We start from the raw sequence: 24,607 nt of genomic DNA, 5'->3' as shown, positions 1-24,607 counted from the left end.
ATGTCCGTCCACCTGGACCCCGCCCGTAAGCACGACTTCGTCTTCCTGTTCGACGTGCGCGACGGTAACCCCAACGGTGACCCCGACGCCGGCGGCATGCCGCGGACCGATCCGGAAACCGGCCATGGCCTGGTCACCGACGTGGCGATCAAGCGCAAGATCCGGAACATGGTGGCGCTGATCAACGAGGGCGTCGCCGGTTACGACATCTACGTCGAGGCGGGAGTCGCGCTCAACGCCCAGCACGAGCGGGCCTACGCCGCGCTGAACCTGGACCCCAAGCAGCGGCGCAAGTCCGAGTTCGAGGCGCAGCAGTGGATGTGCCAGACCTTCTACGACGTGCGGATGTTCGGCGCCGTCATGACCACCGGCACCAAGCCGTGCGGACGCGTCCAGGGCCCGATGCAGCTCACCTTCTCCCGGTCCATCGACGTGGTCCTCCCTCAGGAGCACGGCATCACCCGCATCACCCAGACCCGCCAGGACGACATCGACAAGGGCGAGTCGACCGAGATGGGCAACAAGCACATGATCCCCTACGCCCTCTACCTCGGTTACGGGCACTTCAGCGCCCCTCTGGCCCGCCGCACCGGCGTGACCGGCCAGGACCTGGAGACGTTCTGGAGGGCCATGACGCTGATGTTCGAGCACGACCGCGCCTCCACCCGCGGCGAGATGGCGTTGCGCGGCCTGCACGTGTTCAGCCACGACGATCCCTTCGGCCGGGCTCCGGCTCATCAGCTGTTCGACCGCGTCAAGGTCGCCGCCAAGCAGCCGATCCCGCGCTCGTTCGCCGACTACACCATCTCCGTCGGGAACGACCTCCCCGAGGGGGTCGCCTTCACCTCCGTCGTCGGGTGACCGACACCGCTCCGAAGGCCGACGGCGTCCCCCTTCAGCAGGTGACGCTGTCGGCCCTGGAACATCACGCCTACTGCCCGCGCCAGGCCGGCCTCATCCTCCTGGAGGACGGATACGCCGATGACGCGGCGACCATCCGCGGCACCCTCCTGCACCAGCGCGTCCACGAGCCGGGGCACGAGACCCGCGGCGCCGTGCGCACTCTGCGGGCCCTTCCGGTGTGGCACGACGGGCTCGCGCTGGTAGGAGTCTGCGACGTGGTCGAGATCCACCGCGACGGGCGCATCATCCCGGTAGAGCACAAGTCCGGCTCGTACACGCCGGGCGGACCCGCTGACGTACAGATGACCGGCCAGGCGATGTGTCTGGAGGCCATGTTCGGGTGCTCGATCCGTCAAGGCGTGATCTACTCTGCGGCCGATCGGCGCAGGCACACCGTCGCGGTCGACGCCGCCGCCCGGGACCGGGTCCTCACCCTTGCCGACGAGGTACGGCGCACGCTTGCCACGGCCACGCTTCCCGGCGCCGCCGCTGATCGGCGATGCCGGCGCTGCTCGATGCACGACATGTGCATGCCCCGCGTCCTCGCCCGCAAGGACGCCATCACGCGGGCCGCGTCCAAGCTGTTCACCCCTCAACCTGAAGCGGCATGGGATGACTGAACTCCTCAACACCCTCTACGTCCAGACCCAAGGAGCAAGCCTCCATCTCGACCACGACAGCCTGAAGATTGTCATTCCGGAGACTCCCAAGAAGACACTGCCTCTGCGCCGCCTGGACGGCATCGTGGTCTACGGTCACGTGTCCCTGTCCGCCGAACTGCTCGCCCGGTGCGCCGAAGACGGCCGGTCCGTGGTCTGGATGAGCCTGTCCGGACGCTTCCTCGGCCGAGTCGACGGGCCGACCCGCGGCAACGTCATGCTCCGCCACGCTCAGCACCTCTCGCATGCCGATCCCGTTCTGCGCCTGCAGATCGCCGAAAGTTGCGTCGCCGGCAAGCTGCAGAACTCACGGCAGATCCTCCTCCGCGGAGCCCGCGACGCCACCGATCAGGCGCAGGTCACGCTGCGGTCGCTCGCGCAGGACATTGAGGACCTCCTGGCCCGCACCGAAGACGCCGGAACCCTCGACGAACTCATGGGACTGGAAGGCCAGGCGGCCCGCCTCTACTTCGAGGGACTGACCCACATGCTGCGCCCGCCGTCCGACATCGCCACCTTCACCAACCGGACGCGGCGTCCTCCCACCGATCCCGTCAACGCGCTGCTGTCGTACCTGTACGGCCTGACCCGGGCTCTCGTCCACGGAGCTGCCGAGCAGGTAGGCCTCGACCCGTACCTCGGCTTCCTCCACGGCATGCGCCCCGGCAAGCCGGCTCTTGCCCTGGACCTCATGGAGGAGTTCCGTCCCATTCATGCCGATCGGCTCGCGCTCAACCTGCTCAACCGCAAGCAACTGCGTAAGGAGCACTTCGAGACCCTGCCGGGCGGGGCGGTCCAGATGACGGAGGACGGCCGGCGCCTCGTCCTCAGCGAGTGGCAGGCGTGGAAGAACAAGGACTGGCCACACAAACTGCTCGGGCGCAAGGTCTCCGCCTCGCTGCTGCCGGTCGTGCAAGCCCGCCTGCTTGCCAGGCACATCCGCGGCGAACTGCCTGCCTACATCCCTTGGACGGTCGGCTGATGCAACTGCTCCTCGCGTACGACGTGGTGACCACCACACCGGAGGGCCGTCGCCGGCTGCGACAGATGGCCAACCTGTGCGAGGGCTACGGGCATCGCGTGCAGAAGTCCGTGTTCGAGATCACCTGCACGGACGCCGAGCTACTCACCCTGCTCGACTCCGCAACCCGGATCATCGATGCGTCCGACGATTCGGTGCGGGTCTATCGGCTGCCGAGCAACGGCTTCGATACGGTGCACCGCCTGGGCGTGGCTGAGCCCGCACCCCATCATGATCCACTCATCCTTTAGTTCGGAACCTCAAGTGCTCACACGACACGCGGTAGGTTCCTAAGGTGTTATCGCCCAATACGTTCCTTGATAAGTGAATCCGCGCATCTTTCTATCGGTACCGAGAAGGCATAACACCTGCTCAAGTGCCGTGGCGGTCGCCCTCCGGGGCGACCGAGGGTCGCAACCTCGCCCGCCTGACCGAGCTGATGCCGACCGGCGGCGTGGCGGTCGCCCTCCGGGGCGACCGAGGGTCGCAACCTGAGTCAGCGCGGCGTAGGTATCGGCTCTGACCCAGTGGCGGTCGCCCTCCGGGGCGACCGAGGGTCGCAACACGGCTACGGACTGGGACTTCCTCCTCGACACGGCGGTGGCGGTCGCCCTCCGGGGCGACCGAGGGTCGCAACACCAAGCAGCCCAGCGGCGCCGTACCGAGGCCCAGTGGCGGTCGCCCTCCGGGGCGACCGAGGGTCGCAACCTAGTAGTCACACTTCGGGCACTTGCCGTTGCTGACGGTGGCGGTCGCCCTCCGGGGCGACCGAGGGTCGCAACTCACCGTTGGGCCAGGTTCCGTCCTTGCGGCCGTGTGGCGGTCGCCCTCCGGGGCGACCGAGGGTCGCAACCGACTCGCTGAGCAGGGCACCCGTGTGCTCTACCTCGAGTGGCGGTCGCCCTCCGGGGCGACCGAGGGTCGCAACGCGTAGGCGACGGCGGCGGTCTCGGCCGCCTCGTCCGTGTGGCGGTCGCCCTCCGGGGCGACCGAGGGTCGCAACGTGTTCGACTGGCGGGCTATTTTCACGCCCAGTGCGGGTGGCGGTCGCCCTCCGGGGCGACCGAGGGTCGCAACACCGGGGCCTGGCCGGAGTCGACGGGACCCTGCGTCGTGGCGGTCGCCCTCCGGGGCGACCGAGGGTCGCAACCACGGAGGTACGCGTTGCTCAAGCGCCTGCTCGTCGTGGCGGTCGCCCTCCGGGGCGACCGAGGGTCGCAACGGTCTAGGATCGCCTCGCACCACACGCACCACCTCGGGGTGGCGGTCGCCCTCCGGGGCGACCGAGGGTCGCAACCCTCATGCGGGCGAGTCGAATTAGGAGGTCCTGGGTGGCGGTCGCCCTCCGGGCCGACCGAGGGTCGCAACTACATCTGCGGATGGCGGTGCACCACCTGCACCCCCGCCGGTGGCGGTCGCCCTCCGGGGCGACCGAGGGTCGCAACCCCCTCTCTGGGCATGCGAAGGGGGAGCCACCCACGGGGTGGCGGTCGCCCTCCGGGGCGACCGAGGGTCGCAACACCGAGCCGCAGCTGGACATCCTGGCCGAGGCCCAGTGGCGGTCGCCCTCCGGGGCGACCGAGGGTCGCAACTTCGCGTCCGACTCTGAGATGCCGTACGCCTCGGCGTGGCGGTCGCCCTCCGGGGCGACCGAGGGTCGCAACATCCACGTCAAGAACGGGTCCGGAGGGTCCATCACGGGTGGCGGTCGCCCTCCGGGGCGACTGAGGGTCGCAACTTCCGCACCCAGCACCAAGTCATCTACAGCGCCATCGTGGCGGTCGCCCTCCGGGGCGACCGAGGGTCGCAACCAGAAGGAGAAGGGCCTGCCCGCCACCGGGAACGTGTGGCGGTCGCCCTCCGGGGCGACCGAGGGTCGCAACCGGACCAAGCGGTGCAACCAGTGGGTCTCCTCCGCGGGTGGCGGTCGCCCTCCGGGGCGACCGAGGGTCGCAACACGAGCGGCTCCAGGGCGTGGCGTGCCCGGGATGCGGTGGCGGTCGCCCTCCGGGGCGACCGAGGGTCGCAACCATATACACGAGCCGGCCGCCGGGGATGTTGCGCTCACGTGGCGGTCGCCCTCCGGGGCGACCGAGGGTCGCAACACTCTGCTCCCAGAACTCGGCCTCATCGACCGGCGTGGCGGTCGCCCTCTGGGGCGACCGAGGGTCGCAACACGATCAGGGTGTTGCCTGCGACGTCCACGACGAGGTGGCGGTCGCCCTTCGGGGCGACCGAGGGTCGCAACCGCGTCGAGTCCACCGAGGCCGCGCTGATCCTGTGGGTGGCGGTCGCTCTCCGGGGCGACCGAGGGTCGCAACCCTCAAACGTCGGGCGCTGACGGGTGCGTCATCATCGCGTGGCGGTCTCCCTCCGGGGCGACCGAGGGTCGCAACGCGGCGATGGGCAAGGCCTCGCCGAAGGCGCGCGGCGGTGGCGGTCGCCCTCCGGGGCGACCGAGGGCCGCAACAGGTAGACGCGGAACAGCAGCCCCGGCAGGCTCTCGAGTGGCGGTCGCCACGGGGCGACCAAGGGTCGCAACTGGCAGCGTGGTGCACCGATCAAGGACTCCACGGGTGGCGGTCGCCCCTTAAACTAATCGAAGACGCCACCTCGATCTTGTCGCCGTCCGGGAGGGCGACCCTTCCGTGGTCGCCCTCCCGGACGGCGAAGACAGAGTTCAAAACCGTGCAGGTTGAGCTCGATCAGGTTTCAAGGGCGGCCTCGATGCGGCGGTTGATCTGGCTGTCGCGTCCATCGAGGCACTTGGCGTACCGCTTGAGCAGGACCTCCACACTGTTGCCCGCTCGCTCGGCTACCACCGTGGCGTCCACACCTGCGTTGAGCCAGGTGGACAGGGCGGCGTGACGCAAGTCGTAGGGTCTTCCGGCAAGGGGTGAGGCGACCTGTTTCGGCGTCAAGGCCAAGCGACGCGCCTCCTCCCAGGCCCGCGCATAGGTGGAGGCGCCCAGGACCCCACCACGCTCGTTGCGGAACAGGCGTCCGTCCGTGGCTGTGCCGAACTCCTCAAGGTGCGCCCGCAGGATATGAACCAGTTCCGGCGGGATCGGCACGGGCCGGACCTCTCGTTCCTCTCGCTGCTTGAGCCCGCGCTGGTCATGCACGGTCCCGCTGTCGGTCCACTGTTTGCCGCTGCTCGGGCGGGTGACTTCGAGGGTAAGAAGTCCCCATCCTTCCTCTGGTAGAGCACAGTCCGTTTCCCTGAGCCCGATCGCCTCGGCCGGGCGGAGGCCGGCGAAGTAGAGGGTGGCGAAGAACGCCACGAGGCGGCGGCCTCGTCCGCGATGCCAACTGCCGACATAGGAGAGGCTGACGAGGAGTTCTCGAGCTTGGGCGGGGTTGACCACACAGCGCCGGTCGATGCTGTTGTCCCTGGCCACTTTCTTCTGCTTGACGCGTTTGAGCGGGTTCTCGGTCAGTTCGCCGAGGTCAATGGCGTATTCAAGTGCGGTGTTGAGACCTCGGCGCCGGCGCGCCGTCGTGTCGGCTGCCGCACGCTTGCCGTCGCGTGTGAGCGTGAGCTCCTCGCACACCTGACGCGCCACGATCGGATCGGCGAGACTACTCACGTTGATGGTGCCCTTTTCGAGCAGGCGAACGGCGTAGTCGAGATGGCGTGGCGCCGCCTCGTCATCCTGGCGCGGGATGAGAGCCCACTGCATCGCGGCTCTGATCTCCTTCTTGGAGAGGCGGGCGGCGTCTTCGGTGAGCATGCCGAAGGTGGCCACCGTCAGACTGTCCACGATGCTCTCGCGAGTCTTGGCGGCAGCACCATTCCAGCGCATACGCACGTACCTGCGGCAGAAGCTGTACCAGCTCAGGGCGGCCTTCTCCGTCTTAGCCATGGAGGCGGGCAGGCCGGTAACCGTGTCGAAGAGCTCGCCCTTCTTCGCGGCCTTGAGCAGATCGGCCCGGAAGTTGTCGGCGAGTGCCTTGGTCAGGAACGTTTTGGACTTCGGCTCAGTGCCGACCTTCCATCGAAGCTGGTACGGCTTGGCGCGGTCCTTGCGGTTGCGGATACTCCAGATCACGACGTCGTGAGTCAGCATCGTGCCTCCTAGGCTGCGGTCTGCTCGAAGGTGCTGAGCCAGGCGTCCAGGTCGCAGCGGCGGACCTTGCGCTTGCCGTTGGGGAGTTTCAGGGACCTCGGGCCGCGGCCGGTGTTCAGCCAGCGGTAGAAGGTGGACTTCGGCACATCGATCTCGTCGAGGACCTCGGCGATGGTGAGCATGGTCTTGGGGCGCGTAGGCATGGTCGTCACTGCCTTTCAGGCATCGTGATCGGTGCGGGTGATGTCTCGGCGGTTGTGCTTGGCGGCTGGTCGCCGAGGGTGTTCACGGGGGGATGTGGCGGGGGGAGCCGTCCCAGCCGTCCCAGGGTCATTTCCGCAGGTCAAACGCGGGACGGCTTGGTTGGGTGGGACGGGTCATGCCGTCCCGGCGATCGGAGCCGTCCCGCTCTGACCTGCGGTGACGAGGCTGGGACGGCTGGGACGGTTATCCCTCTCGATCGGCACCACATCGGCCTCCGGGACGGGCCCCAGGCTCGGGCAGTAGCGCGCCCAGGCGTCGGCGAAGTCGCCCCGCTGGTAGCCCTTGGCCTGCATCCCGTTGGGGAAGCGGATGTTGCCCGAGCGGATGTCGTACTCGCGCAACATCGTGCCGAGCTTCACCGCGGTCAGTCCGGAAGGGCCGTGGTCAGCCCATTCACTCTCGGGGTCGCTTCTGAGTCGCTCCAGCAAGACGGCGGTAGGCAGTGCGGTGTCCGATCCGAATGCGGTGCGGCAGGCGGCGAGAAGGCGCACCCGTACCGACGACTGTCCGCTGTCGTCGGCCTCGGCCGTCAGCGCCAACGCCGCTGCACGGGCGCGGTCGGGCCAGCCGTCCCCCGCGCGGTCCGCAACGATGACCAGGGGTTCCCAGGTGTCGGCGGCGCGATCCTCCACCGGCATGGAGGGTTCCGCCGCTTCCAAGGCCAGCAGGTCAGTGCGGAGCCACCGGTTCAGGTCCGCGGCCAGGTCGCGCAGCGGGGGCCGATCGCGGCGGTGCCGGTACGGGGCGGCGGTCTCTCCCGGGGCGCGGCGGCGCATGCGGACGACGACGGCGCGGTCTTCGATGGTGTCGGGCATCGCGCCGATCCCGGCCAGTGCCGCCATGGCGAACGTCGGGATGCTCTCCACCCGGTTGGTCGCGGCGTCGTAGCGTTTGGCCGGGCGGTTGCGCTGGTGGCCGGCGTTCAGCAGGCCGCGCAGGTCCTCGTTGCCGTCCGCCTTCGGGCCGAAGATGGTGTCGGCCTCGTCCACGAGCATCGTCGGCGGGTCCTCCGTGATCGAGCGGTAGACGGCCGCAGAACTGGAGTTGACGGTGATGAACGGGTCGTGGCAGGTGGCCTCGACCACGTCCAGGAGTCGGGACTTGCCACATCGCTTCTCGGGTCCACGGATGACCAGGCGCGGAGCGTGCGCCCACGCGGGCTGGGCGTGGGTGGCGGCGATCCAGAGGGTGACGGCGTCGGTGGCCTCCGGGCTCGGCAGGATGACGTAGCGGGTGAGTGCGGCGCGTAGCCGGTCGAGCAGGGCGGCGCCGTCAGGTGTGCGGTGGTTCATGGGTGGTGCTCCTTGATCGGTGTTCATGCCGCCCGGCGCCGGCGGGGCTGGGCTTTCATGCCTGCGGCCAGCCCCGAGGCGATGACGGCGGCGATCTCGCGAGGCGGGTTCGGGTCGCCTTCGGCGTTGGCGGCCTCGGCGGCGGATTGGAGAGAGGCGATGACCACATCGGCGGGCAGCGCGCCACGTGCGACGAGCTGGCCGAGGTTGAAGGCGGCGGTGTTCAGGCTGTGGTTGCGGGTGCCGCGACGAGCGGTGGCCACGCGTTTCACCTCGCCGAGGAGCGCTGCCTGGCCATAACGGCTGAGGCGGTGATCAGGCAGGCCGGCCAGCAGGTCGGCGGCGCTCGGCGGTGGCGGCGGTGTTGTGGGTCCGAGGGCCTCGGCGAGCCATGCCGGGAGCGGCGCGGGTGGCACGTCGAGGGTGATCTCGTAGTGGCCGGTGCCGTCCGGCTGGCTGACCTGGCTGCCGGGGCCGACGACATAGCCGCCGCTGGCGCGAGTGTCGATCAGCCAGCCGAGGCCGCCTTGGTGGCCTGCGCTGTTGCGCAGTTCCACGTCCTCCGGCGCGATGAAGTAGAGATGGGTGCCGCCGCGCCGGGTGCGGACGGTGAACGTGTCGACCGGGTAGGGCTGGCCGTGCTCCGCGCAGAGCAGGCGGAAGACCTGCTCGCCGTCGGGCGGATGGTGCTCGGCATAGCCGGCGGGTGGCTGGTCGCCGGGCTTGGGCTGGTCGAGGTCGATCACGACCAGGCGGGACGGGCCGCAGGCGATGCCGATGTTGTACGGCCCGCGCGACCAGAACGCGGCGATGCGGTCGGCGTCGCTGGTGGCGTGCCGTTCCCAGCCCGTGAACCCGCGCAACGGCTTCTTGCCGCGCGGCGTGAGCGGGAAGACACGCCAGCCACGGGCGGCGGCCTTCAAGGCGTGGCGGGTCAGGTCGCTTCCCCCATTGGACGCCTTCTTGGCCGCAGGGAGCCGTAGACGATCGGACTCGGCGAGGTCCTGCCCGAAGGCGTCCAATGGGGTGGTGACGACGCCATCCCGAAAGCGTGGCGTTCTGGGTGGGAGGCGGCGAGTGTCGGTGGGTGTCATGCAGGCAGTGCCTTTCCTCGTGATCGGGGTGGGTGGCCTCGGCGGTTGTGCTTGGCGGCTGGTCGCCGAGGCCATATCCCGGTGCTGTGCGGACGGCGTCAGAACGGCGGCGTGTCGTCTGCCGGGCCGGCGGTCGCCCACCGGTCAGGTGCGCCGCGGTCGTGGCTGCTCCCGACCTTGCGCGCCGCCCTCACCGGCTTGGCCGTGGCGAACCGCAGGGACGGGCCGATCTCCTCGACGGTCATCTCGAAGACCGTGCGGTGGTCGCCCTCGCCGGTCTCGTACGTACGCATCCGGAGCTGTCCCGAGGCGATGACGCGGGCGCCTCGGGCGAGCGACTCGCAGACGTGCTCGCCGAGGTCGCGCCAGGCCGAGCAGCGCATGAACAGGGCTTCGCCGTCCTCCCACCGTTCGAGCTGCTTGTTGTAGACGCGCGGGCTTGAGGCGATGGTGAAGGTGGCGACAGCGGTACCCGTCTGGGTGAAGCGCAGTTCGGGCTCGTTGGTCAGATTGCCGATGATGGTGATGCTGGTCTCGCCGGACATGCGGGATTCCTTCCGTCCGAACGGGGATCAGTGGGTGCCGTCGCGGTACAGGCGGCGGGCGTAGACGTAGAGCTGCCAGCCGAGGCGTGGCCGCATGCCGGTGCCGTCGCAGGCGCGGCAGGTGCGGTTCCGGCCGCCGGGGCGGCAGCGCAGGCAGGCGCCCCAGGGCGACGCGAGGCAGAACAGGCCGTAACCAAGAGTGACGATCGGTAGGCAGATGACGAGAAGGGTGATGGCGATAGCCATGTGGGCCTCCAGGGCCGGTTTCCGGCTTTTCGCAGGTCAGGGTCTAGGTGCTAGATCGCTGGTAGAGCGCTGTTCGAGGCTCTAGGAGGGCCTCTAGACCTAGAGGGATCTGCCTCTAGGTCTAGAGGCGATACGGGGTCCTACGAAGCCCGTCCTCGATCACGGTGTGTGATTGCCGTGGTGATGTCGTCGCGGGCCACGCCGATGCGGTTCGCGCCCCTGCCGCCGCCTTCGGACGTGCCCCACACCTGCATGGTCTTGATCCCGTACGGCTTGAGGGCGGTCGTGAGCTGGGCGGTCTTCGCGCCGCCCCCCAGACCCGCCCATGCGCCGTAGACCTCGGGCCGCAGTTCGGCCAGGCGATCCACGATGATCTCGTTCCACACCTTCGCCTCCGACGGCGGGACCACGGCCAGGACATCGGCCAGCAGGTCGAAGCTCGGCGCGACGCGCTCAGGTGTCTCTCCGAGGGCGTGACCGCCCAGCAGCCCGGCACCGGCTCGCAGGGCGTGAGCGCGCTTGGCGATGCGCTGCGTGGCGGGCGTGTCCAGGTAAGCGGTGCGCACTACCTTCGGCATGGGAGTCGCGCCGAGCAGGTAGCCGATGCCGGCGTCCACCTTCGGCTGGAACACCGTGGCCCTGATGCCGTTCTTGTAGGCGGACGTACCGAGGATCATGTCGTTCTCGAGCTGGCCGGCCACCCGCAGGCAGAACCGGATGGTGACGTTCGCGCTGATTCCGGTGGGCAGGCTGTCCTTGTCCGGCCGCTGGGTGGCCAGCACCAGGACCACGCTCAAGGCTCGCCCCAACTTGATGACGAACTCGGCGTCCTCCCCGGCCTTCGCTCCGAAGTCGGGATGCGCGAATAGGTTCTGGCACTCGTCGAAGACGGCCACCAGCGGGTGGAGCCCGAGCGAACGCCGGTCGGCGATCTGCCGGGTGACCTTCTTGTCCGGGCACAGATCTGCGGGCAGGGCCTTCAGGGCGGCGGCACGGCGCATGACCTCCTTGCGGAGCAGCGCCAGCGAGTCGGCGGCGTAGGCGATGGCCTCGTCCTCGATGCCCGAGACGTAGCGGTGGCAGTTCTGCTCGTGCGGGTCGAGGTCGCCGGTGCCCTTGAGCTCGTGAATCCACAGCTCTGCGGACGGGTCGAGGGCCACGGCGGACGCGAGCACCCGCACCGAGGCGGTCTTGCCCTGGCCAGGCTGCGAGCCGATCAGGATGTTCTGCTCGATGACCGGCACCACGATGGCGCGACCTCGCGGGTCGCAGCCGAACGGGATGCCCTTGAACACATCATGCGAAGCGGCCTTGACCAGCGGAGACTTCACCACGGTCTTGGACAGGTCCTTGTCCCCCACCCAGAGGACCAGCCGCCCCTCGTGGACGGAGCTGTCGCCCTCGGGCCAGATGCAGCCCAGCGGACGGCGCAGCGCCGAGGCCATCCTGTCGCGCTTGTCCATCACGTCCGCCACGGTCACCCCGTACGGCAGATCGATGTCCGCACGCCAGCCGGGACCGTCCCGCGTGATCGGAGCGACGAACCGGATGGCGTCCTTGGGGTTCTTGGCCATCGCCTGATTGATGCCGCCGATGCCGAGCACGGTCAGGGCGCGGATGACGATGTCGCTGGTCAGCTTCTCCACGGTGGACGGCACCACCGCCCGGTTGATCAGCGGCCGGTCGGCGGGCTTGCCGAGGATGCCGAGCGCGCCGATGGCGGCCGCGAGCGCCGCCCACTGCGCCGTGGTGGTCTGCTCGGCCATCATGAGGCCCACGACCAGCAGCGTGACCAGGGCAGCGCTGGAGATCAGCACGCGTAGCCGCACGCGGGAGTCACGTTGCCTGCTGAGCTTGAGGTACACGTCCGGGTCGGCCTTCTGCACGGCGGCCAGCCGTACCGGCTCACCCTCCAGGTCGAAGGTCCATTTAATGACACCGCCGACCAGGCGGAGGAGCCCACGAGGAGCGCGGGCCGTCAGCCGTCCTCCGTACAGCGGCAGGCGGACGACCTGGTATCCGGCCACGTGCAGGTAGTGGAGGGTGACCCACTTGAGGGTCTCGACAGCTTCGGTACGGGACCGCAGCCACAGCGGGACGATCGGCTGCCGGCTGCGTGCCTTCGCCTCCAGCGCGGTCCGCCAGCCGCCACCGGTCGGACCGGGTCGATCGACGCGGACCGCCTCGCCTTCAAGGACCGGTCCGTCCGCCGTACGGTTGTCCGAGTCCGGCCGGTCGGCATCGGGCTGTTGCGGCTGGCGTCCGGCGCGGGCGACGTCCAGGTGGACGACGTCCGCGTCCTTGCCCTCGGGAGCGGACGGGGTGGTCCTGTCCTCGTCCTCGTGGTTGGGGTCGTCTTGGTGATGGGTCATGATGAGTGCACCTCGTCTGACTTGCTGGTCACGGGGTCGTGGGACGCGGTCGCTGTCTTGGCGGATGAGGCCGCGTCCCATGTGGCGGTCGGGGACGATGCGCGGTCGGATCGCTGCTCGTCCGGTCGGTCTGCGGGAGTGCCGGCGGCGGTCGGGATGTGCGGTCCGTCCGCCTCGGTGATGCCGAGCTCGGCGCGCCAGGTGGCGGCGAGCAGTTGTGTCCGGCCCTCGGGGAACGTGCGCTGGGTCAAAACCTCGGCCAGCAGCATCGCCGTGATGGCCTGGTGGCGGTCGAAGGTCCGTCCGGGGTAACCGGTGACGCTCCATCGGTCGTCGTGGAGTTCGGCCACGTTCATGCAGGCGTCGGAGGTCATGCGCGTGTCGGTGATGTTCAGCGTCATCAGGCCGCCTCACCGTCCGGCACGGGCTCTGCCTTCAGATGCGCCAGAAGCGCTCCCGCCCGATCGGTCGAGATGCTCCGCCCGTGGCTGCGGATGGCGTCGCGCAGCCGGTCACGGGTGAGAGGCTCGCCCAGAGCTTCGAGGTCGGCGGCCACGCGCCGTCCTAGCGGTACGAGATCGCTCACGTTCGGCGGTGGTGTCTTCCTGGGCGCACGGAGACTCCGAGGCTCGGGCGGCAAAGCCGGCGGGTGATCGGGGACAGCCGGAACCGGTGCTGGGACGTCGCCCGGTGTGAGTTCGCCGAGGCGGTACAACGCTCGCTCGCGGCGGGTGGCCTTCCAGCGCCAGAGGCGGCCGTACCGGTCCTGCAGCTCCGTCTTGGCCAGGACGCGTTCGCGTTCCCGTCCGAGAGCCTCCGGGTAGCTGCGGATCTCCCAGAGCACCATGCGCCGCCACAGCACGGCGGTGGCGAGCGGCGCCAGCAGCCATCGGGAGCGGCGGATGCCGTCCATGTGATCGGGCCGGGCCAGGTCCGCGCGCTTCCTGACGACATGCGCGCCGACCTCGACGGCGATGACCCACAGCAACGGAAGCAGCGCGTGGGCGACGACGGCGAACCAGTCCGCACCGAGGTACGCGGCCACGTTCAGGTAGACGGTCGCGCCGGTCAGTGCCCACGGGATGAACCGCAGCCAGCCCAGCCGCATGCAGAGACGGGCCAGCACGATGTCCAGGGCGGAGAACGCGGCGATGCCCAGGTCGATGCCGAGCGGCACCGTCCAGGCGAACCACCCGAAGGACGGTTCGGCTGCGCCGGCAACCCTGTCGAAGCTGTTGACGAAGCCGAGCACGCCCAGTGCTCCGGTGACGGAAGCCGTGATGGCGATCGCTGTCCGCTCGCCCCTGGTCAGGGCGTTCATGCGGCCACCTCCTTCGCGCGGTCCAGGCGGCTGCCGATGCCGTACCGGTCGTCGGCCAGGCCCCAGAAGCGGGCACGGATGTGGCTCGCCATCAGGCCACCTCCCGGTCTTCTACTTCGGCCACGAGTTCGTCGGGTGTGCGGCCGGCCCAGACACCCGAGGTCGGGCGGGCCTTCAGCGCGTAGAGCGCGCAGGCGTGCAGGGCCGGGCAGGAGGCGCAGACCTCCCGGGCGACCGCCTCCCGGGCAGCGCGTTCCTCGCCGGTCTCGATCGTGAGCCGCGGGCCGACGTGCAACTCGGGGTCGTACGTGCACTCGGGGAGCGGCGTCTCGCCGTCCACCTGCCAGGCCGCTTCGACCTCGGCGAGCGACATGCGCGCCGGGTGAAGCGGGCGGTTGATGCTGCGTGTCATTGGCAGATCTCTCTTTCTGCGGTCAGTTGCTCATGGTCTGGACGAACCGCGTGAACGACTCGGACGCGCTCATGAGCAGGTGCACAGCCGCCTTGATGACGGTTGCCGCTCCCTCCGGGTCCTTCATGGCGTAGAGGACGGCGCAGATGGTGAGGACGGTCGGGAGCACCTTGCGTGGACGGACGAGCATGCTGAGCCCTCTCGGTTCGCGGACCTGACCAACAGGTCCTAGGAGACATAGAACATGTACAGTCACGGAGAGTCAAGTCACAGGCGCTGAAGGTCTTGGGTTTCGCCGGGCTCGACTCGCTCGTTCCTGCTGACTCAAGCCTTCCTCGTGGCGCGCCCCGGCAACACTGTGCTCACTCCTGGGACTGAAAGCGCGGGGGGTGCATATCGGGGGTGATTACTTCCTTGACCAGGTGAAACAAGGGGCGCAGAATCTGCGAAACGAGGCCCCTGCGACTCTCAACCGCGCCATGATTGCCGAGGCCGTGCTTTTCATGGAGGTGAGAATGTCCCGTATGCCCAATGTGGCGCTCGCACACGCTATGCGACGCGCCGATTGTTCAAATTCCGGACTTGCCTCACGAGTGCGGCAGATTGCCAGCGAAGAAGGCGTAAGTCTGAGTTGCACCCATGTGGACGTCAAGCGATGGCTCGATGGAGTGAGACCGCGCACGGCCACCGCGCGATTCATCGCAGAGGCGCTGAGCCGGAAAGCCGGCGTGACATTCACTCTCGACGACATCGGCCTGGCCGGTGTCGTCACCCCGGAGACGCTCGAGGCCGCCCTGGCGCCTGGCGGCGGAGTATCTGATGTCGGCAGCCGGCTTCTGAGCTTGACGCGCCGAGACCTCGCCGACGATCCTGCAGCGATTCAAAGTGTGGTCGTCCCTGACGCGTGGGGAGAGGCTCTCATTTCCTGGCTGCTCTCCCGTCCCGAACCGCTGAAGACCAGACAGACCGCCAGACCATCCGTGGGGCAATGGGACGTCCAGGCCATCCGCTCGACCACCGAGCTGTTCGCCAACATGGGCTTCCAATTCGGCGGCGGCCACGCGCGCTCCGCTCTTATCCAGTACTACAACCGCGAAGTCGTCCCAATGCTCGATGGCAAATTCACCGAGCCAGTAGGTCGTGCGCTCTATGCTGCCGCTGCGGAGATCACAGAACTGGTGGCCTGGACCGCCTACGACCTCGGGCGTCACGGCCTGGCGCAGCGGTATTTCCTCCAAGGATTGCGTCTCGCGCAGGAATCGGGCGACCGCATGATCGGCGGCCTGCTGCTCGCTGACATGAGCCATCAGGCCAACTATCTCGGACGCTACAACGAGGCGATCCGGCTCGCCCGCGCCGCGCAGGAGGGCTGCAAGGACGTGGCGACCGCCACCCCCATGGCGTTGTTCCACGCTATGGAGGCACGAGCTCACGCCGGCAACGGGGATGAGGCGCAGTGCGCTCGTGCCCTGCTTGCGGCGGAGAAGTTCTTCTGCAAGCGCAACGTCGAGGACGACCCTCCATGGTCGCGTTACTTCGACGAGGCCGAACTGGCCAGTGAGGGCGCGCACTGCTACCGCGACCTCAGGATCCCGTCACAGGCGATGCAGTTCGTGGGCCAGGCAGTCGATCTCTGCGACCCTATGTACGTCCGCACCCTGGCCTTCGACCGCCTGGTGCAGGCGGCCAGCTACGTCCACAGCGGCGAACCCGGAAAGGCGGCCCTGGTCGCGATGGAAGCGGTCGATCTCGCCGGCCCCCTCAAGTCCGAGCGTTATCTGCGGTACATCCGAGACCTCATGGCCGAGCTGGCGGACTATGCGTGCGAGGACTCGGTGCAGGCATTAAACGCCGTCATCGGTGAGAAGTACCCTGCGCGGGGCACTTAGAAGGGCCGCCACCGCCGGGGCGCCTCCGGGTTCTGAAGACAGAAAAGGCGGTTACGGAACTCTTGCGCGATGGTCTCGTCTTCATCGACGTTCTGCATCAACCAGGTCGTCATCTTCAACTCGTTGATGTCGCTGAGCACGGAATAACCCTCCCATGCCATGACATCGAACCCGTATAGCTCGGCGAACTGCTCATATGCGGCACGACTGCCCCAACCCAGGGTGTGTTCGATGGCCGTGACCGCGAGATCGGTCTCGGGAGGACCGAAAGCGAACCGTTCGAAGTCAATGAGGACCACCGTGCCGTCAGCGGCTTTGATGAGGTTGTCCGAATGGGCGTCACCGTGAACCGCGCACGAGGCCAGAGGGAAGTTCAAAGTTGCGTAGGCCACCTGCAACTCTTCATACCTCGTGAGCAGGAATCGACGTTCATCGTCCGAGAGGACGTCAGTCGCTGAGATACGTTCGGACACGCGGCCGAGGATCTTGAATTCCGGTAACGCCAGTTCTGCGGGAACCGGCATCTGATGGAGCATGCGAAGGACTGCAGCCAGGTCGTTGAGGTCCGCTGGAGTTCCGCAGTCCTCGATGAAATGCCACAGCGTGACGGGCTTGTCCCTCACGACAAGTGGTTGCTCGTGAGCAGTCGTTCTCGCCGCCGGAAGGCCTGCCTCGTTCAGCCAGGCCGACACAGCTACCTCTTTGTGAGCGTCGGCCAGTACGTCCAGGCTGCGGGCGATTCTCACCACTACTCGCTCGGTCGGCAAGACGTACAGAGCGTTCTCGCCGAGACGTATCAGCCGAGCGCCATCGCTTCTCAGGCCGGTGACCTGGCATGCCTCTTGAAGGGTCGCCTGCGCTTCGCCCGAGGTGAAGGGGATGGTGGGCGGCTGGGATACCGTCACGAGAGGCCCGGCGGTTGCGACCTGACAACACGGCCTCTTCCGGCCCTCTTTTCGATGACCCCTTCGGTTTCCAGCAGGGCGAGAGCGCGCCGGACGGTGACACGGGCGACGCCCCGCTCCTGGGCAAGCACGTTCTCCCCGGGAAGCATGGCGCCTATGGACAGTTGCCCGCTGGCTATTTCGTGGCGTAGTGCGTCGGCAACGTCGTCGGCACGCGTCTGCGCATGGTCCGGCCCTCCGACGAACCATCCTCTGCCATGAACAGCGGCGATCATCTGCTCGGAGGCCAGCAGTTGAAACGCTTGACGGACAGTCCCCTTCGACACGCCCAACTCATCCGCCATCGCCGCTTCACTGGGCAGCTGCCGGCCGGGAACGAGTTCACCGCTCTCGATACGCTTGCGTAGCTCCTCGGCGACGGTCTCGTACTGCGTGGAGGCTGCACGGCGGGCACCCGGCGGCCCCTCACCCATGACGCGACGCCCACGGCCGGCCTCGCTGGCCACCAGTCCTACGCGCTCCAGCTCGGCGACCGCCTGACGAACCGTTCCTCGCGCCACGCCGTAGGTACGAGCGAGAGCGGCCTCCGAGGGCAGCAGCGCGCCGGCGGGAGGATCGCCTTGGCGAATACGGCTACGGATGTCCTCAGCTATGCGTACGTAGGTTGGACCGTCCTTCGCCTTGCTCATCACGCTCCCTCGCCGAGGCACTCTGCCTCCAGAGTAGGCCGGACAAGCCCGAACCTGCGAGGCATTGGAGCCTCACGCTTCTCGGAGTCCTTCCGCAGAGCAGCTAGGGAACGGCGCTGACGAATCGGCACCGTTGGCCTTTATGAGCGGACGCACTGATCCTTTTGGAAGCCGGACAGGCCCGACTACGCCGCCGGATCGCTGCTTACTTTCCGGCGGCGGCTCCTGGGCTTGGCGGCAGTGGGGCTCATGTTCTTCCGGTCATGTTCGTTCTCGTGCTCGGCAACGAGGGCATCCCAGACCAGACGTGCTTGCTTATGGAGCCCTCTACCGGTCTCCTCGAAGCCCTTGATGTCTTTGGCGCGAAGGATGAGGAACTGCCCTCCCTGGCAGGCCCACTCGTACGCACCGCAGCATGACGTCTCGGTGATCCGAAGGCGATCTCGTGCAGGCCGCATGTACGGCTCCCACTCCGGGCCGGACATATCAGGAGCCACGGGACGGCCTTTCGAGGGCGTACCTCTGTAGGTAGCGATGGACGTTGCGGCGGCTGCGCTGCCACGTGCACACGAGCGCGAGTTCCAGCAGCGTTTCGGCCGTGAGCTCTTGCCTGACGCCGAAAGTGATCTCCTTGACAGTGAGCTTCGGCAGCGGCCTCGCACACCAATCACCTTGAGCGTCGCGCCAGACGTAGAACCGTCTGAACGCGCCCCGCAGGTCGTTGAGCAGCGCATACCCCGTTGATCCTCTGGCGCCTACGCCCGGCTCCTGCCTTGCCCTGCTCTGATCCTCATTTCTGGAAGCCATGACGCGCCTCCCAGCGTTCGCGGAGGACGACCCATGTCCGATGCCCACTGTGATCGCCGGATGCGCCGAAGGACGTTGTGACGCTGGACAGTTCCGCGGTCTCGAAGCCGCCGGCGTGGTCGCAGCCGCCCGGATCGTGAACCTCGATGCGCAGGCTGTCGTGCATCACGTCGATTCGCGTGTGGATGCGTTCGCCGCGTTTGGTCCGTCGGATAGCAGCGGACATCAGTGCGCGGGCCACCCGCTCGGCGTCGCTCGCCAGATCTGGGCGTTCGGCCTGAGCGATGCCACGCGCCCAAACGGCCGCGCTTTCGATGCTGTCCGGGATGGGTGGTAGGGATTGCCGATACATCAAGCGCTAACCTTCTCGGGTAGGTTTAGCTGTATCCCGATAAGCTTGAGGCTTACCGGTAAGGCTGTCAAGCTACCCGCGTGAACCGAGAAGACGAGCGCCACTTGTACCTGCGAGTCGCCGACCAACTGCGCGAACGCATCAGGGCAGGAGAGCTGCGGGAAGGAGATCGCCTGCCTTCCGTGCCGGGGCTCGCGGCCGATCTCGGCATCTCACGCTCCACTGCGGCTGAGGCGCTGAAGGTGCTCATCTCCGAAGGTCTCGCCGTCGCACGATCCGGGGCGGGCACGTTTGTTCGGCTCCCTCGCGAGCCGCAACGCCTCATCCGCGCGTGGTGCCGAGCGACGCCGTACGGCTCGCCCTTCATGCAGGACACGGACCGTCAGGGGCGCGAGGCCAGTTGGGCCTATGAGTCGCGAACGCTCCAGGCCCCACCGGAAATCCGCGACCGCCTGGGCCTTGGCGAGCCCGCACGCGACGAGGAAGACGTGGTTCGGACCGACTACGTCCTCTCGGCCGACGGGGAGCCGGTCATGCTCTCGACCAGTTGGGAACCGCTGGCAGTCACACGTGGGACGCCGATTGTTCTGCCCGAGGACGGCATGCTGGCCGGCCGCGGAGTGGCCGAACGCATGCTGAGCATCGGCATGCCCATCGACGACTGGGTGGAAGAAGTCGGCGCACGGCCCGGGACGACAGAGGAATGCGAGAGGCTGCGATACGTTCCCGGCACCATCGTCGTGACGATCCAGCGCACGTACTACTCAGGGGAGACGCAGGTGGAGACGGCCGACATCGTGGTCCCGGCCGACCGGTTCACGCTGGTTTACAGCGGCAAGATAGGACACGTCTCCAGCCCTGACAAGCCATCGCCCGAGGAGAGCGCCTAGTACTACAGCTCTCGTGATGCTTGAACGAGCGTCAGTGCCTGGCTCGGGCACGCGCTAGATGATCTCGCTGCGCTCAGGCCAAGCCAGGCTGGGGTGAGTGGGCATGATCGTAATGGTTAGGGCCTGTACGGAGTTGGGATCAGAAGGATCGCCCGCGGTATGGCCAGCGGTCCTGGTAGGCCATCGGGCATGGCGCGTGGGGCGTTTTGGCCCGTAACAACGGTGCAGGGCGACTTCCGCGGGCAGCGGTGGGAAATAGACCTCTACCGGACACTGCGCTCATTCAACTGGACTGGTTGAGTGATAATTGGCCGTCGATTTTAAGGTGTGAGCCAGTAACCATGCCTGTTGGCGATCAGATGAGAGTCTGTCAAGGATGCGAAGTGCGGCATAGAGTGCACTAATATCGAACAACTAGTGGTAGCGTTAGTGAGAAATCTATAGTTGCCCAACTGTATGTCCCCTTAGAGCAGGGTGATGAGCTCCTGTTCGATATCAAGCACGAAACGTCGGCATCCCGCAGCTAGCTTCGAGACGGTCGTCACTGTGGGATGCATTCTGTTTCCACTCACGCTTACATTGATGTGTTTCATACGCACGCCTAGGGCTACTTCAGATAGCAGTAGCTCGGTGAGATTTCCCAGGCCATGGGCCAGGCAATTACGGAGGTCGATGCCTGCTTTTACCTGATCCCAGCCATCACGTGCTTCAAGGTCGATCGAGTGTTGGTTTTTGTAGTGCTTGATGCGTTGTGGCCATGTAAATGGGGTTTTGGCTGGGGGCAACGACTTCATGGTGAAGAACATCTCGGAGGCAGCATTTGTGTATGCCTCGACTGTGGAAATGAGGCGAAGAATTGCAGTCTCTCGTAGCCACGACTCGTCCGCCATCGTTCCGCCCAGTTGTCCAATCCTCATCCCGGAGAGCGGCCGATGGGTGGACATCGTCTCATTAATATCGTTCTCCGCATGAAGGATGAGGACCAGCGCGTCGTCCGTGAGCGACCAGGAGGGCTCCAAATCATTCACTTCGGGGGTACTCCTTAAGGCTTGTGCAGCATGATGTCAATGAGTCCGTGACTGTCCTTAAGCGCTTGGAGCCGGTATTGGTTAACGTTGGGGATGGCTTTAGCTGCCAATGCATACCAGGGGATGAGCGCTTCGGGTTCGGCCCGGACTGCGCGGTCGACCTCCTCAAACGTGGCCAACTTGTGCGGAGCCAGAGCCAGGACCGCTTCGGCCCGCAGCAGTGGATCCTTGTCCGCTCGCTGCGACAGGACCCAGTCATGACGGCTGGGATTGGTCAACAGGTTGCCGACACGCGCGATGTAGACCAGCCACACCCGCTGCCAGGCGTTGAAGACGTCAGTCTTGGCGACCAAGGCCTCCCAAGTCGGGCCCACGTCGATGCCCGCCTCATGCAGCGCTACGAGGTACGTCCCGAGTTGGTGACTGAGGTGAGGCGCGTATTCGAACAGCCCTGCGACGTGGGTGAGGCCCGACGGGTCAGCTTGCTTGGTGAGGATGCCGATTGCGCGCCTGAGGGCGTAGTTGTCATCGGAGGACGGGTTCGCCGGGTCTAGGTGATCGGGGGCGCTGGGCGCGGAGCTAAGGCGGGCCAATGTCTCGTACGCAACCTTCGCGAGGTCGTCATCGTCCAGTTCGCCGTAGTCGCTCGAAATCTTGATTAGCTCAGGCTTGAACTCGACGTCCCCTTCGCGCGGGAGCTCCGTCCAGTTCTTCCAGAAGTAGTTGATGAACTTGATGACCCGGGTCTTGCGTTCGTTGAGGACGAGCCCCACAGCACCGGCCTCGTGCGCAAGGGCCTCTAAGTATGCTTGAGCCTCGTCATAGGTGTCGGCCGTCAGTCGGAAGTCGTCGTTGTAGCGCCACACCTCGATCCCGCGTCGGCGCAGTTCGCGCTCAACGATGCGCACGTAGATCTCGGAAAGCTCGTCTGACGGTTCGAGTAGTTGTGGGAGCCCGTACGGGCGGCCCTGCACTTCGGTCAACAACTGAATTAGGTGTCGGGGGAGTTCGACTGTGGAGGTACGCAGTTGTAGTTCGTCGAGCAGACTGGAGTGATCGACATATTCGTAGAACGCGGTGATGTCGGACTCGACAACGTACTGGGTGCGAGTTTCGCGCGGCCGCATGACCGGCTTTCCCTCGAACGCGGCTCGAATGGGGCCTGCGATGAACTGCTGATATGCCTCCGAGGATCGGTCGGCGGGAGTCTTCGCAGCAAGCACCCTATCGCACAGCGCGCGATAGGCGATTCGCTCAGGAATTCCGACTACCGGTACTGGACGTGTCTGTTGATGAGGTTTGCGGGCGCGAGACACCACTGACGGCGAGCTCGCAATGCCGGCTTCAAGCCGGAACCGGGCGTAGTCCGCAAACCTCTTCGGATACTTGCCGACGACCTCTAGCCATGGCTCGGGCGGTAGCAGATTGCGCCAGGCCCGTGCTTCCGCGACGGCCGCTTTCTCGAAGTCGAGCGCGTCTAACGTTGACGGGTTGACGGGATTCATCAGATCCTCACACGGTAATTTCTGCGGATCGGTACTGCTCTGCGGGCCAAGTGTAGGTCTGCCGGAATCGAGCCGTCACGTTTTGCTTGTAGGCCGAGTGTTAGCCGCGCATGGTGCAGCGCCCTCGGGCGGTAGCGCGAGCGGAGAGACCGTTTCAGTCCCTGTGTGTGGACCTACTGTGGACCAGAGCGGTAGTCGGACGCTGACCTCACGCATTCTCCCTGCTCAGGGAGATGCGAGGCGCGAATGTGACGCCCTCTCCGGAGCCGGGTGCGTAGGTTCGAATCCTACAGGGGGCACACGATCCTGACCGGCGGCTTCGGCCGCTGACCAGGACGAACGACACAGGAACGGGCGGGTCTCCAGTCTCACGGAGCCCCGCCCGTTCTCGTTGCCGCTCACTGCTCGTGGGCCATGACAGAGCTCCATCCAAGCCCCCGCGTTCGATCGGGGTCGGCGTGAGTCAGCAGATCCGCCGTACCGACCAGGTGTCTGGAACAGCCGGCGAGGCCGCCCGCCCAAGGGCGGCCGTTGGGCAGAGCGAACAGCCCTGGTTGCGATCCTCGGTCGCTTGAGGCGGCTCGACTCCGCTTGTAGACGGCGCGGATACCGGCTGCCGAAAGGGGAGAGCCGGGCCGTGCAGCGATCGCCATCCGAGGTTGCTAGATGGATGCGTGGCGCGCCCGGCGCCGGGCGGCAAGAGCCCCATGACGCTCATCCCGGCGTGATCACATGTACATTCACTCCACCTGAACTTGATCTTCACTCACCACCAGGATGTACGGCATGCAACCCCTCATCATCGCCTTAGCCCTCGTCGCCGCCGCTCCCACCACAGCCCACGCCCAGACAGCCGAACCCGACCCGGTGGCGGGTCTGCGCTCGCTGCTCGCCCGCGGTGCCGGCGCGACGGCCGAGTTCTACGGCCAGGCCTCCACAGACCTGTCCAAGGAGGTGCAACTGAGCAACGGCAGGCGCACCTTCATCGGGAGCGGCATGGGAGTGAGCGGAACCGGCAAGGTCAAGCTGGGGCGGGCCGGCGTGATCGCCTCGGAGCACGTTCGGCGGCTCAGCGTGAGCAACAAGGAGCTGATGGTGGAGGAGGCGCCCAAGGACCCCTACTTCGCCGGCGTGCTCCGCACGGTGGGGACGCTACGCACGATCAGCGTGGGCGGCTGGCAGTACCAGCTTGCGCCGCGGGCGAAGACCTGGGTGCGCACCGGCCGGGCCGGCGGCGCTGCCGCCGCGTATGGCGATCAGCTCATCAACGTCCTGGAACCGGCCACGCTGAGCAAGCTGCTGTCCACCAGGAGCCGCAAGAGTGTCGCGCCCTGGCTCAAGGACCACACAACCGGCCGCAAGCAGCGGATCTACACCCTGACCGGGATGATCAAGCTCAAGGAGCTCTATCGCGTCTCGCCCAGCTTCCGCGAGGCCGCGGGTACCTCGGCTCTCGGGACCTCTGAGGTGACGTGGACGTACATGTACGACGACCGCGGATGGCCGTACCGGGTCGGCTGGCGGTTCTACGCGCACCCGCGGCCCCAGGTCCCGGGGCTCGGGCACGACCGGATCCTGCGGGGGCACCTGGCGACGCAGTACCGGAACTGGGACAAGCCGATGACGATCACCGCTCCGCAGGCGAAGCCGGGCCGGGGACTGCCGGTGGACGACCTCGCCGACGTCCTCAGCGCCCCCGAACGCCGCGATTGACGAGCGGCGACGTTCCCACCTCATCCGTTCCGCGACGGCAGTGGTGTCCTCGCGTGCTGCGGGCAGCCGGAGGCGTGGAGCCACGCAGTCCCCGGCTCGGGGTCACACGTCCCAGGTGACCGGGAGGCTCTTGACGCCGTAGATGTCCGCGGTCTCCGGGCGCAGGGCGACCTCTTCGGCCGGTACGGCCAGCCGCAGCGTGGGGAAGTGGTTGAGCAGTGCGGGGAGCGCGACGCGCAGCTCGACGCGGGCCAGCTGCTGGCCCAGGCACTGGTGGATGCCGTGGCCGAAGGCCAGGTGCCCGCCGTCCCGCCTGCGGAGGTCGAGGACGTGGGGATCGGCGAAGCGCTCGGGGTCGCGGTTGGCGGTGTTGTACGACAGGATGATCGTCGTACCGGCCTTGACGGTCTGGCCGCCCAGCTCGACGTCCTCCAGCGCCGTCCTGAGGAACTGCTTGGCGACGGTCAGGTACCGCAGCAGCTCTTCCACGGCCATGTCGGTGAGCGCCGGGTCGGCGCGCAGGGCGGCCAGTTGTTCCGGGTTCTGCAGCAGGGCGAAGGTGCCCAGCGCCAGCATGTTCGCGGTGGTGTCGAACCCGGCCGACAGCAGGATCAGGGCCATCCCCTGCAG

Annotated in this window: 24 protein-coding genes and 1 CRISPR repeat array; of the genes, 7 read left to right on the top strand and 17 right to left on the bottom strand. The window is 67.1% G+C overall.

The features are described 5' to 3' along the window. From cas7c to cas2, 4 genes are read left to right on the top strand one after another with little or no spacing between them, the layout of a single operon-like run. Positions 1 to 861 carry a type I-C CRISPR-associated protein Cas7/Csd2 gene (cas7c, locus tag ABZS51_RS11995; RefSeq protein ID WP_355438981.1) on the top strand — a complete coding sequence of 287 codons (861 nt, stop codon included), beginning with the start codon at positions 1 to 3 and terminating at the stop codon, positions 859 to 861. Continuing rightward, the gene (gene cas4, locus ABZS51_RS11990) at positions 858 to 1,523 is read left to right on the top strand and encodes a CRISPR-associated protein Cas4 (protein WP_355438979.1); all 666 of its coding nucleotides are present in this window, start codon (positions 858 to 860) and stop codon (positions 1,521 to 1,523) included. Before cas7c ends, cas4 begins: the two co-directional genes overlap by 4 nt. Next, positions 1,516 to 2,544 carry a type I-C CRISPR-associated endonuclease Cas1c gene (gene cas1c, locus ABZS51_RS11985; RefSeq protein ID WP_355438977.1) on the top strand — a complete coding sequence of 343 codons (1,029 nt, stop codon included), beginning with the start codon at positions 1,516 to 1,518 and terminating at the stop codon, positions 2,542 to 2,544. Before cas4 ends, cas1c begins: the two co-directional genes overlap by 8 nt. After that, positions 2,544 to 2,834 (top strand): CRISPR-associated endonuclease Cas2, encoded by a 291-nt coding sequence (gene cas2 / locus ABZS51_RS11980; RefSeq protein ID WP_355438975.1) that lies wholly within the window; start codon positions 2,544 to 2,546, stop codon positions 2,832 to 2,834. The genes cas1c and cas2 overlap by 1 nt, the downstream gene beginning before the upstream one ends. 130 nt (positions 2,835 to 2,964) lie before the next feature. Beyond that, a CRISPR array of direct repeats spans positions 2,965 to 5,196; the repeat unit is 37 nt; unit sequence GTGGCGGTCGCCCTCCGGGGCGACCGAGGGTCGCAAC. Between the two features lie 92 nt (positions 5,197 to 5,288). Here the strand turns inward: cas2 and ABZS51_RS11975 are convergent. The 11 genes from ABZS51_RS11975 to ABZS51_RS11925 form a co-directional block, all read right to left on the bottom strand. Next, a complete protein-coding gene (locus ABZS51_RS11975; protein WP_355438973.1) occupies positions 5,289 to 6,653 on the bottom strand; it encodes a tyrosine-type recombinase/integrase in 1,365 nt (454 codons plus the stop codon). 8 nt (positions 6,654 to 6,661) lie between these two features. Then, positions 6,662 to 6,856, bottom strand: coding sequence for a helix-turn-helix domain-containing protein (locus ABZS51_RS11970; RefSeq protein WP_221497104.1), 195 nt, complete (start codon positions 6,854 to 6,856; stop codon positions 6,662 to 6,664). Between the two features lie 174 nt (positions 6,857 to 7,030). After that, positions 7,031 to 8,209, bottom strand: coding sequence for a DUF3631 domain-containing protein (locus ABZS51_RS11965; protein ID WP_355438970.1), 1,179 nt, complete (start codon positions 8,207 to 8,209; stop codon positions 7,031 to 7,033). Positions 8,210 to 8,232: 23 nt separating this feature from the next. Further along, positions 8,233 to 9,303 (bottom strand): bifunctional DNA primase/polymerase, encoded by a 1,071-nt coding sequence (locus ABZS51_RS11960; protein WP_355438968.1) that lies wholly within the window; start codon positions 9,301 to 9,303, stop codon positions 8,233 to 8,235. Between the two features lie 98 nt (positions 9,304 to 9,401). Further along, positions 9,402 to 9,848, bottom strand: coding sequence for a single-stranded DNA-binding protein (locus ABZS51_RS11955; protein ID WP_355438966.1), 447 nt, complete (start codon positions 9,846 to 9,848; stop codon positions 9,402 to 9,404). Positions 9,849 to 9,875: 27 nt separating this feature from the next. Then, positions 9,876 to 10,094, bottom strand: coding sequence for a hypothetical protein (locus ABZS51_RS11950; RefSeq protein WP_355438964.1), 219 nt, complete (start codon positions 10,092 to 10,094; stop codon positions 9,876 to 9,878). Between the two features lie 140 nt (positions 10,095 to 10,234). Next, positions 10,235 to 12,466 carry a cell division protein FtsK gene (locus ABZS51_RS11945; RefSeq protein WP_355438962.1) on the bottom strand — a complete coding sequence of 744 codons (2,232 nt, stop codon included), beginning with the start codon at positions 12,464 to 12,466 and terminating at the stop codon, positions 10,235 to 10,237. Continuing rightward, a complete protein-coding gene (locus ABZS51_RS11940) occupies positions 12,463 to 12,867 on the bottom strand; it encodes a hypothetical protein (protein WP_355438960.1) in 405 nt (134 codons plus the stop codon). Before ABZS51_RS11940 ends, ABZS51_RS11945 begins: the two co-directional genes overlap by 4 nt. Continuing rightward, the gene (locus tag ABZS51_RS11935; protein WP_355438958.1) at positions 12,867 to 13,787 is read right to left on the bottom strand and encodes a DUF2637 domain-containing protein; all 921 of its coding nucleotides are present in this window, start codon (positions 13,785 to 13,787) and stop codon (positions 12,867 to 12,869) included. The genes ABZS51_RS11940 and ABZS51_RS11935 overlap by 1 nt, the downstream gene beginning before the upstream one ends. Before the next feature lie 91 nt (positions 13,788 to 13,878). Then, complete coding sequence (locus ABZS51_RS11930) at positions 13,879 to 14,199, bottom strand: WhiB family transcriptional regulator (protein WP_355438956.1); 321 nt, start codon at positions 14,197 to 14,199, stop codon at positions 13,879 to 13,881. Positions 14,200 to 14,221: 22 nt separating this feature from the next. Further along, a complete protein-coding gene (locus tag ABZS51_RS11925) occupies positions 14,222 to 14,389 on the bottom strand; it encodes a hypothetical protein (RefSeq protein WP_355438954.1) in 168 nt (55 codons plus the stop codon). Positions 14,390 to 14,678: 289 nt separating this feature from the next. On the opposite strand from ABZS51_RS11925, the gene ABZS51_RS11920 reads away from it, so the two are divergent. Further along, positions 14,679 to 16,088 (top strand): hypothetical protein, encoded by a 1,410-nt coding sequence (locus tag ABZS51_RS11920; protein ID WP_355438952.1) that lies wholly within the window; start codon positions 14,679 to 14,681, stop codon positions 16,086 to 16,088. On the opposite strand, the gene ABZS51_RS11915 is transcribed toward ABZS51_RS11920, so the two are convergent. From ABZS51_RS11915 to ABZS51_RS11905, 3 genes are all read right to left on the bottom strand, one after another. Beyond that, positions 16,085 to 16,993 (bottom strand): aminoglycoside phosphotransferase family protein, encoded by a 909-nt coding sequence (locus ABZS51_RS11915; RefSeq protein ID WP_355438950.1) that lies wholly within the window; start codon positions 16,991 to 16,993, stop codon positions 16,085 to 16,087. The genes ABZS51_RS11920 and ABZS51_RS11915 overlap by 4 nt on opposite strands. Further along, positions 16,990 to 17,682, bottom strand: coding sequence for a GntR family transcriptional regulator (locus ABZS51_RS11910; protein WP_355438948.1), 693 nt, complete (start codon positions 17,680 to 17,682; stop codon positions 16,990 to 16,992). Before ABZS51_RS11910 ends, ABZS51_RS11915 begins: the two co-directional genes overlap by 4 nt. Before the next feature lie 790 nt (positions 17,683 to 18,472). Beyond that, complete coding sequence (locus ABZS51_RS11905; protein WP_355438946.1) at positions 18,473 to 18,841, bottom strand: hypothetical protein; 369 nt, start codon at positions 18,839 to 18,841, stop codon at positions 18,473 to 18,475. An 80-nt stretch (positions 18,842 to 18,921) separates the two neighbouring features. Between ABZS51_RS11905 and ABZS51_RS11900 the strand changes: the two genes are divergently transcribed. Next, positions 18,922 to 19,731, top strand: a complete 810-nt coding sequence (locus ABZS51_RS11900; protein ID WP_355438944.1) for a GntR family transcriptional regulator — start codon at positions 18,922 to 18,924, stop codon at positions 19,729 to 19,731. 464 nt (positions 19,732 to 20,195) lie between these two features. Here the strand turns inward: ABZS51_RS11900 and ABZS51_RS11895 are convergent, their stop codons facing one another. Together ABZS51_RS11895 and ABZS51_RS11890 are read right to left on the bottom strand one after the other, a co-directional pair. Continuing rightward, positions 20,196 to 20,759 carry a hypothetical protein gene (locus tag ABZS51_RS11895; RefSeq protein WP_355438943.1) on the bottom strand — a complete coding sequence of 188 codons (564 nt, stop codon included), beginning with the start codon at positions 20,757 to 20,759 and terminating at the stop codon, positions 20,196 to 20,198. 14 nt (positions 20,760 to 20,773) lie between these two features. Further along, entirely contained in the window at positions 20,774 to 22,264 is a 1,491-nt protein-coding gene (locus ABZS51_RS11890; RefSeq protein WP_355438941.1) for an RNA-directed DNA polymerase, read from the bottom strand. A gap of 786 nt (positions 22,265 to 23,050) precedes the next feature. Here ABZS51_RS11890 and ABZS51_RS11885 point away from each other — a divergent pair. Then, complete coding sequence (locus ABZS51_RS11885) at positions 23,051 to 23,977, top strand: hypothetical protein (RefSeq protein WP_355438939.1); 927 nt, start codon at positions 23,051 to 23,053, stop codon at positions 23,975 to 23,977. A 102-nt stretch (positions 23,978 to 24,079) separates the two neighbouring features. Here ABZS51_RS11885 and ABZS51_RS11880 read toward each other — a convergent pair. Continuing rightward, on the bottom strand, positions 24,080 to 24,607 hold a 528-nt coding region (locus ABZS51_RS11880), incomplete at its 5' end, for a cytochrome P450 (RefSeq protein ID WP_355438937.1).

The sequence above is a fragment of the Nonomuraea sp. NPDC005501 genome, assembly GCF_040605905.1.
Classification (GTDB): Bacteria; Actinomycetota; Actinomycetes; order Streptosporangiales; family Streptosporangiaceae; genus Nonomuraea.
Note: the sequence above shows the minus strand (reverse complement) of the source record. Positions and strands in the feature narration are given on the sequence as shown.

Coding starts and splice junctions, on each gene's coding strand:
- ABZS51_RS11965 (WP_355438970.1), bottom strand. CDS start 8,209: ATGAACCACCGCACACCTGACGGCGCCGCCCTGCTCGACCGGCTACGC.
- ABZS51_RS11945 (WP_355438962.1), bottom strand. CDS start 12,466: ATGACCCATCACCAAGACGACCCCAACCACGAGGACGAGGACAGGACC.
- ABZS51_RS11960 (WP_355438968.1), bottom strand. CDS start 9,303: ATGACACCCACCGACACTCGCCGCCTCCCACCCAGAACGCCACGCTTT.
- cas2 (WP_355438975.1), top strand. CDS start 2,544: ATGCAACTGCTCCTCGCGTACGACGTGGTGACCACCACACCGGAGGGC.
- ABZS51_RS11940 (WP_355438960.1), bottom strand. CDS start 12,867: ATGACGCTGAACATCACCGACACGCGCATGACCTCCGACGCCTGCATG.
- ABZS51_RS11930 (WP_355438956.1), bottom strand. CDS start 14,199: ATGACACGCAGCATCAACCGCCCGCTTCACCCGGCGCGCATGTCGCTC.
- cas7c (WP_355438981.1), top strand. CDS start 1: ATGTCCGTCCACCTGGACCCCGCCCGTAAGCACGACTTCGTCTTCCTG.
- ABZS51_RS11935 (WP_355438958.1), bottom strand. CDS start 13,787: ATGAACGCCCTGACCAGGGGCGAGCGGACAGCGATCGCCATCACGGCT.
- ABZS51_RS11890 (WP_355438941.1), bottom strand. CDS start 22,264: ATGAATCCCGTCAACCCGTCAACGTTAGACGCGCTCGACTTCGAGAAA.
- ABZS51_RS11905 (WP_355438946.1), bottom strand. CDS start 18,841: ATGTATCGGCAATCCCTACCACCCATCCCGGACAGCATCGAAAGCGCG.
- ABZS51_RS11920 (WP_355438952.1), top strand. CDS start 14,679: ATGATTGCCGAGGCCGTGCTTTTCATGGAGGTGAGAATGTCCCGTATG.
- ABZS51_RS11885 (WP_355438939.1), top strand. CDS start 23,051: ATGCAACCCCTCATCATCGCCTTAGCCCTCGTCGCCGCCGCTCCCACC.
- ABZS51_RS11970 (WP_221497104.1), bottom strand. CDS start 6,856: ATGCCTACGCGCCCCAAGACCATGCTCACCATCGCCGAGGTCCTCGAC.
- ABZS51_RS11950 (WP_355438964.1), bottom strand. CDS start 10,094: ATGGCTATCGCCATCACCCTTCTCGTCATCTGCCTACCGATCGTCACT.
- ABZS51_RS11925 (WP_355438954.1), bottom strand. CDS start 14,389: ATGCTCGTCCGTCCACGCAAGGTGCTCCCGACCGTCCTCACCATCTGC.
- ABZS51_RS11975 (WP_355438973.1), bottom strand. CDS start 6,653: ATGCTGACTCACGACGTCGTGATCTGGAGTATCCGCAACCGCAAGGAC.
- ABZS51_RS11910 (WP_355438948.1), bottom strand. CDS start 17,682: ATGAGCAAGGCGAAGGACGGTCCAACCTACGTACGCATAGCTGAGGAC.
- cas1c (WP_355438977.1), top strand. CDS start 1,516: ATGACTGAACTCCTCAACACCCTCTACGTCCAGACCCAAGGAGCAAGC.
- ABZS51_RS11955 (WP_355438966.1), bottom strand. CDS start 9,848: ATGTCCGGCGAGACCAGCATCACCATCATCGGCAATCTGACCAACGAG.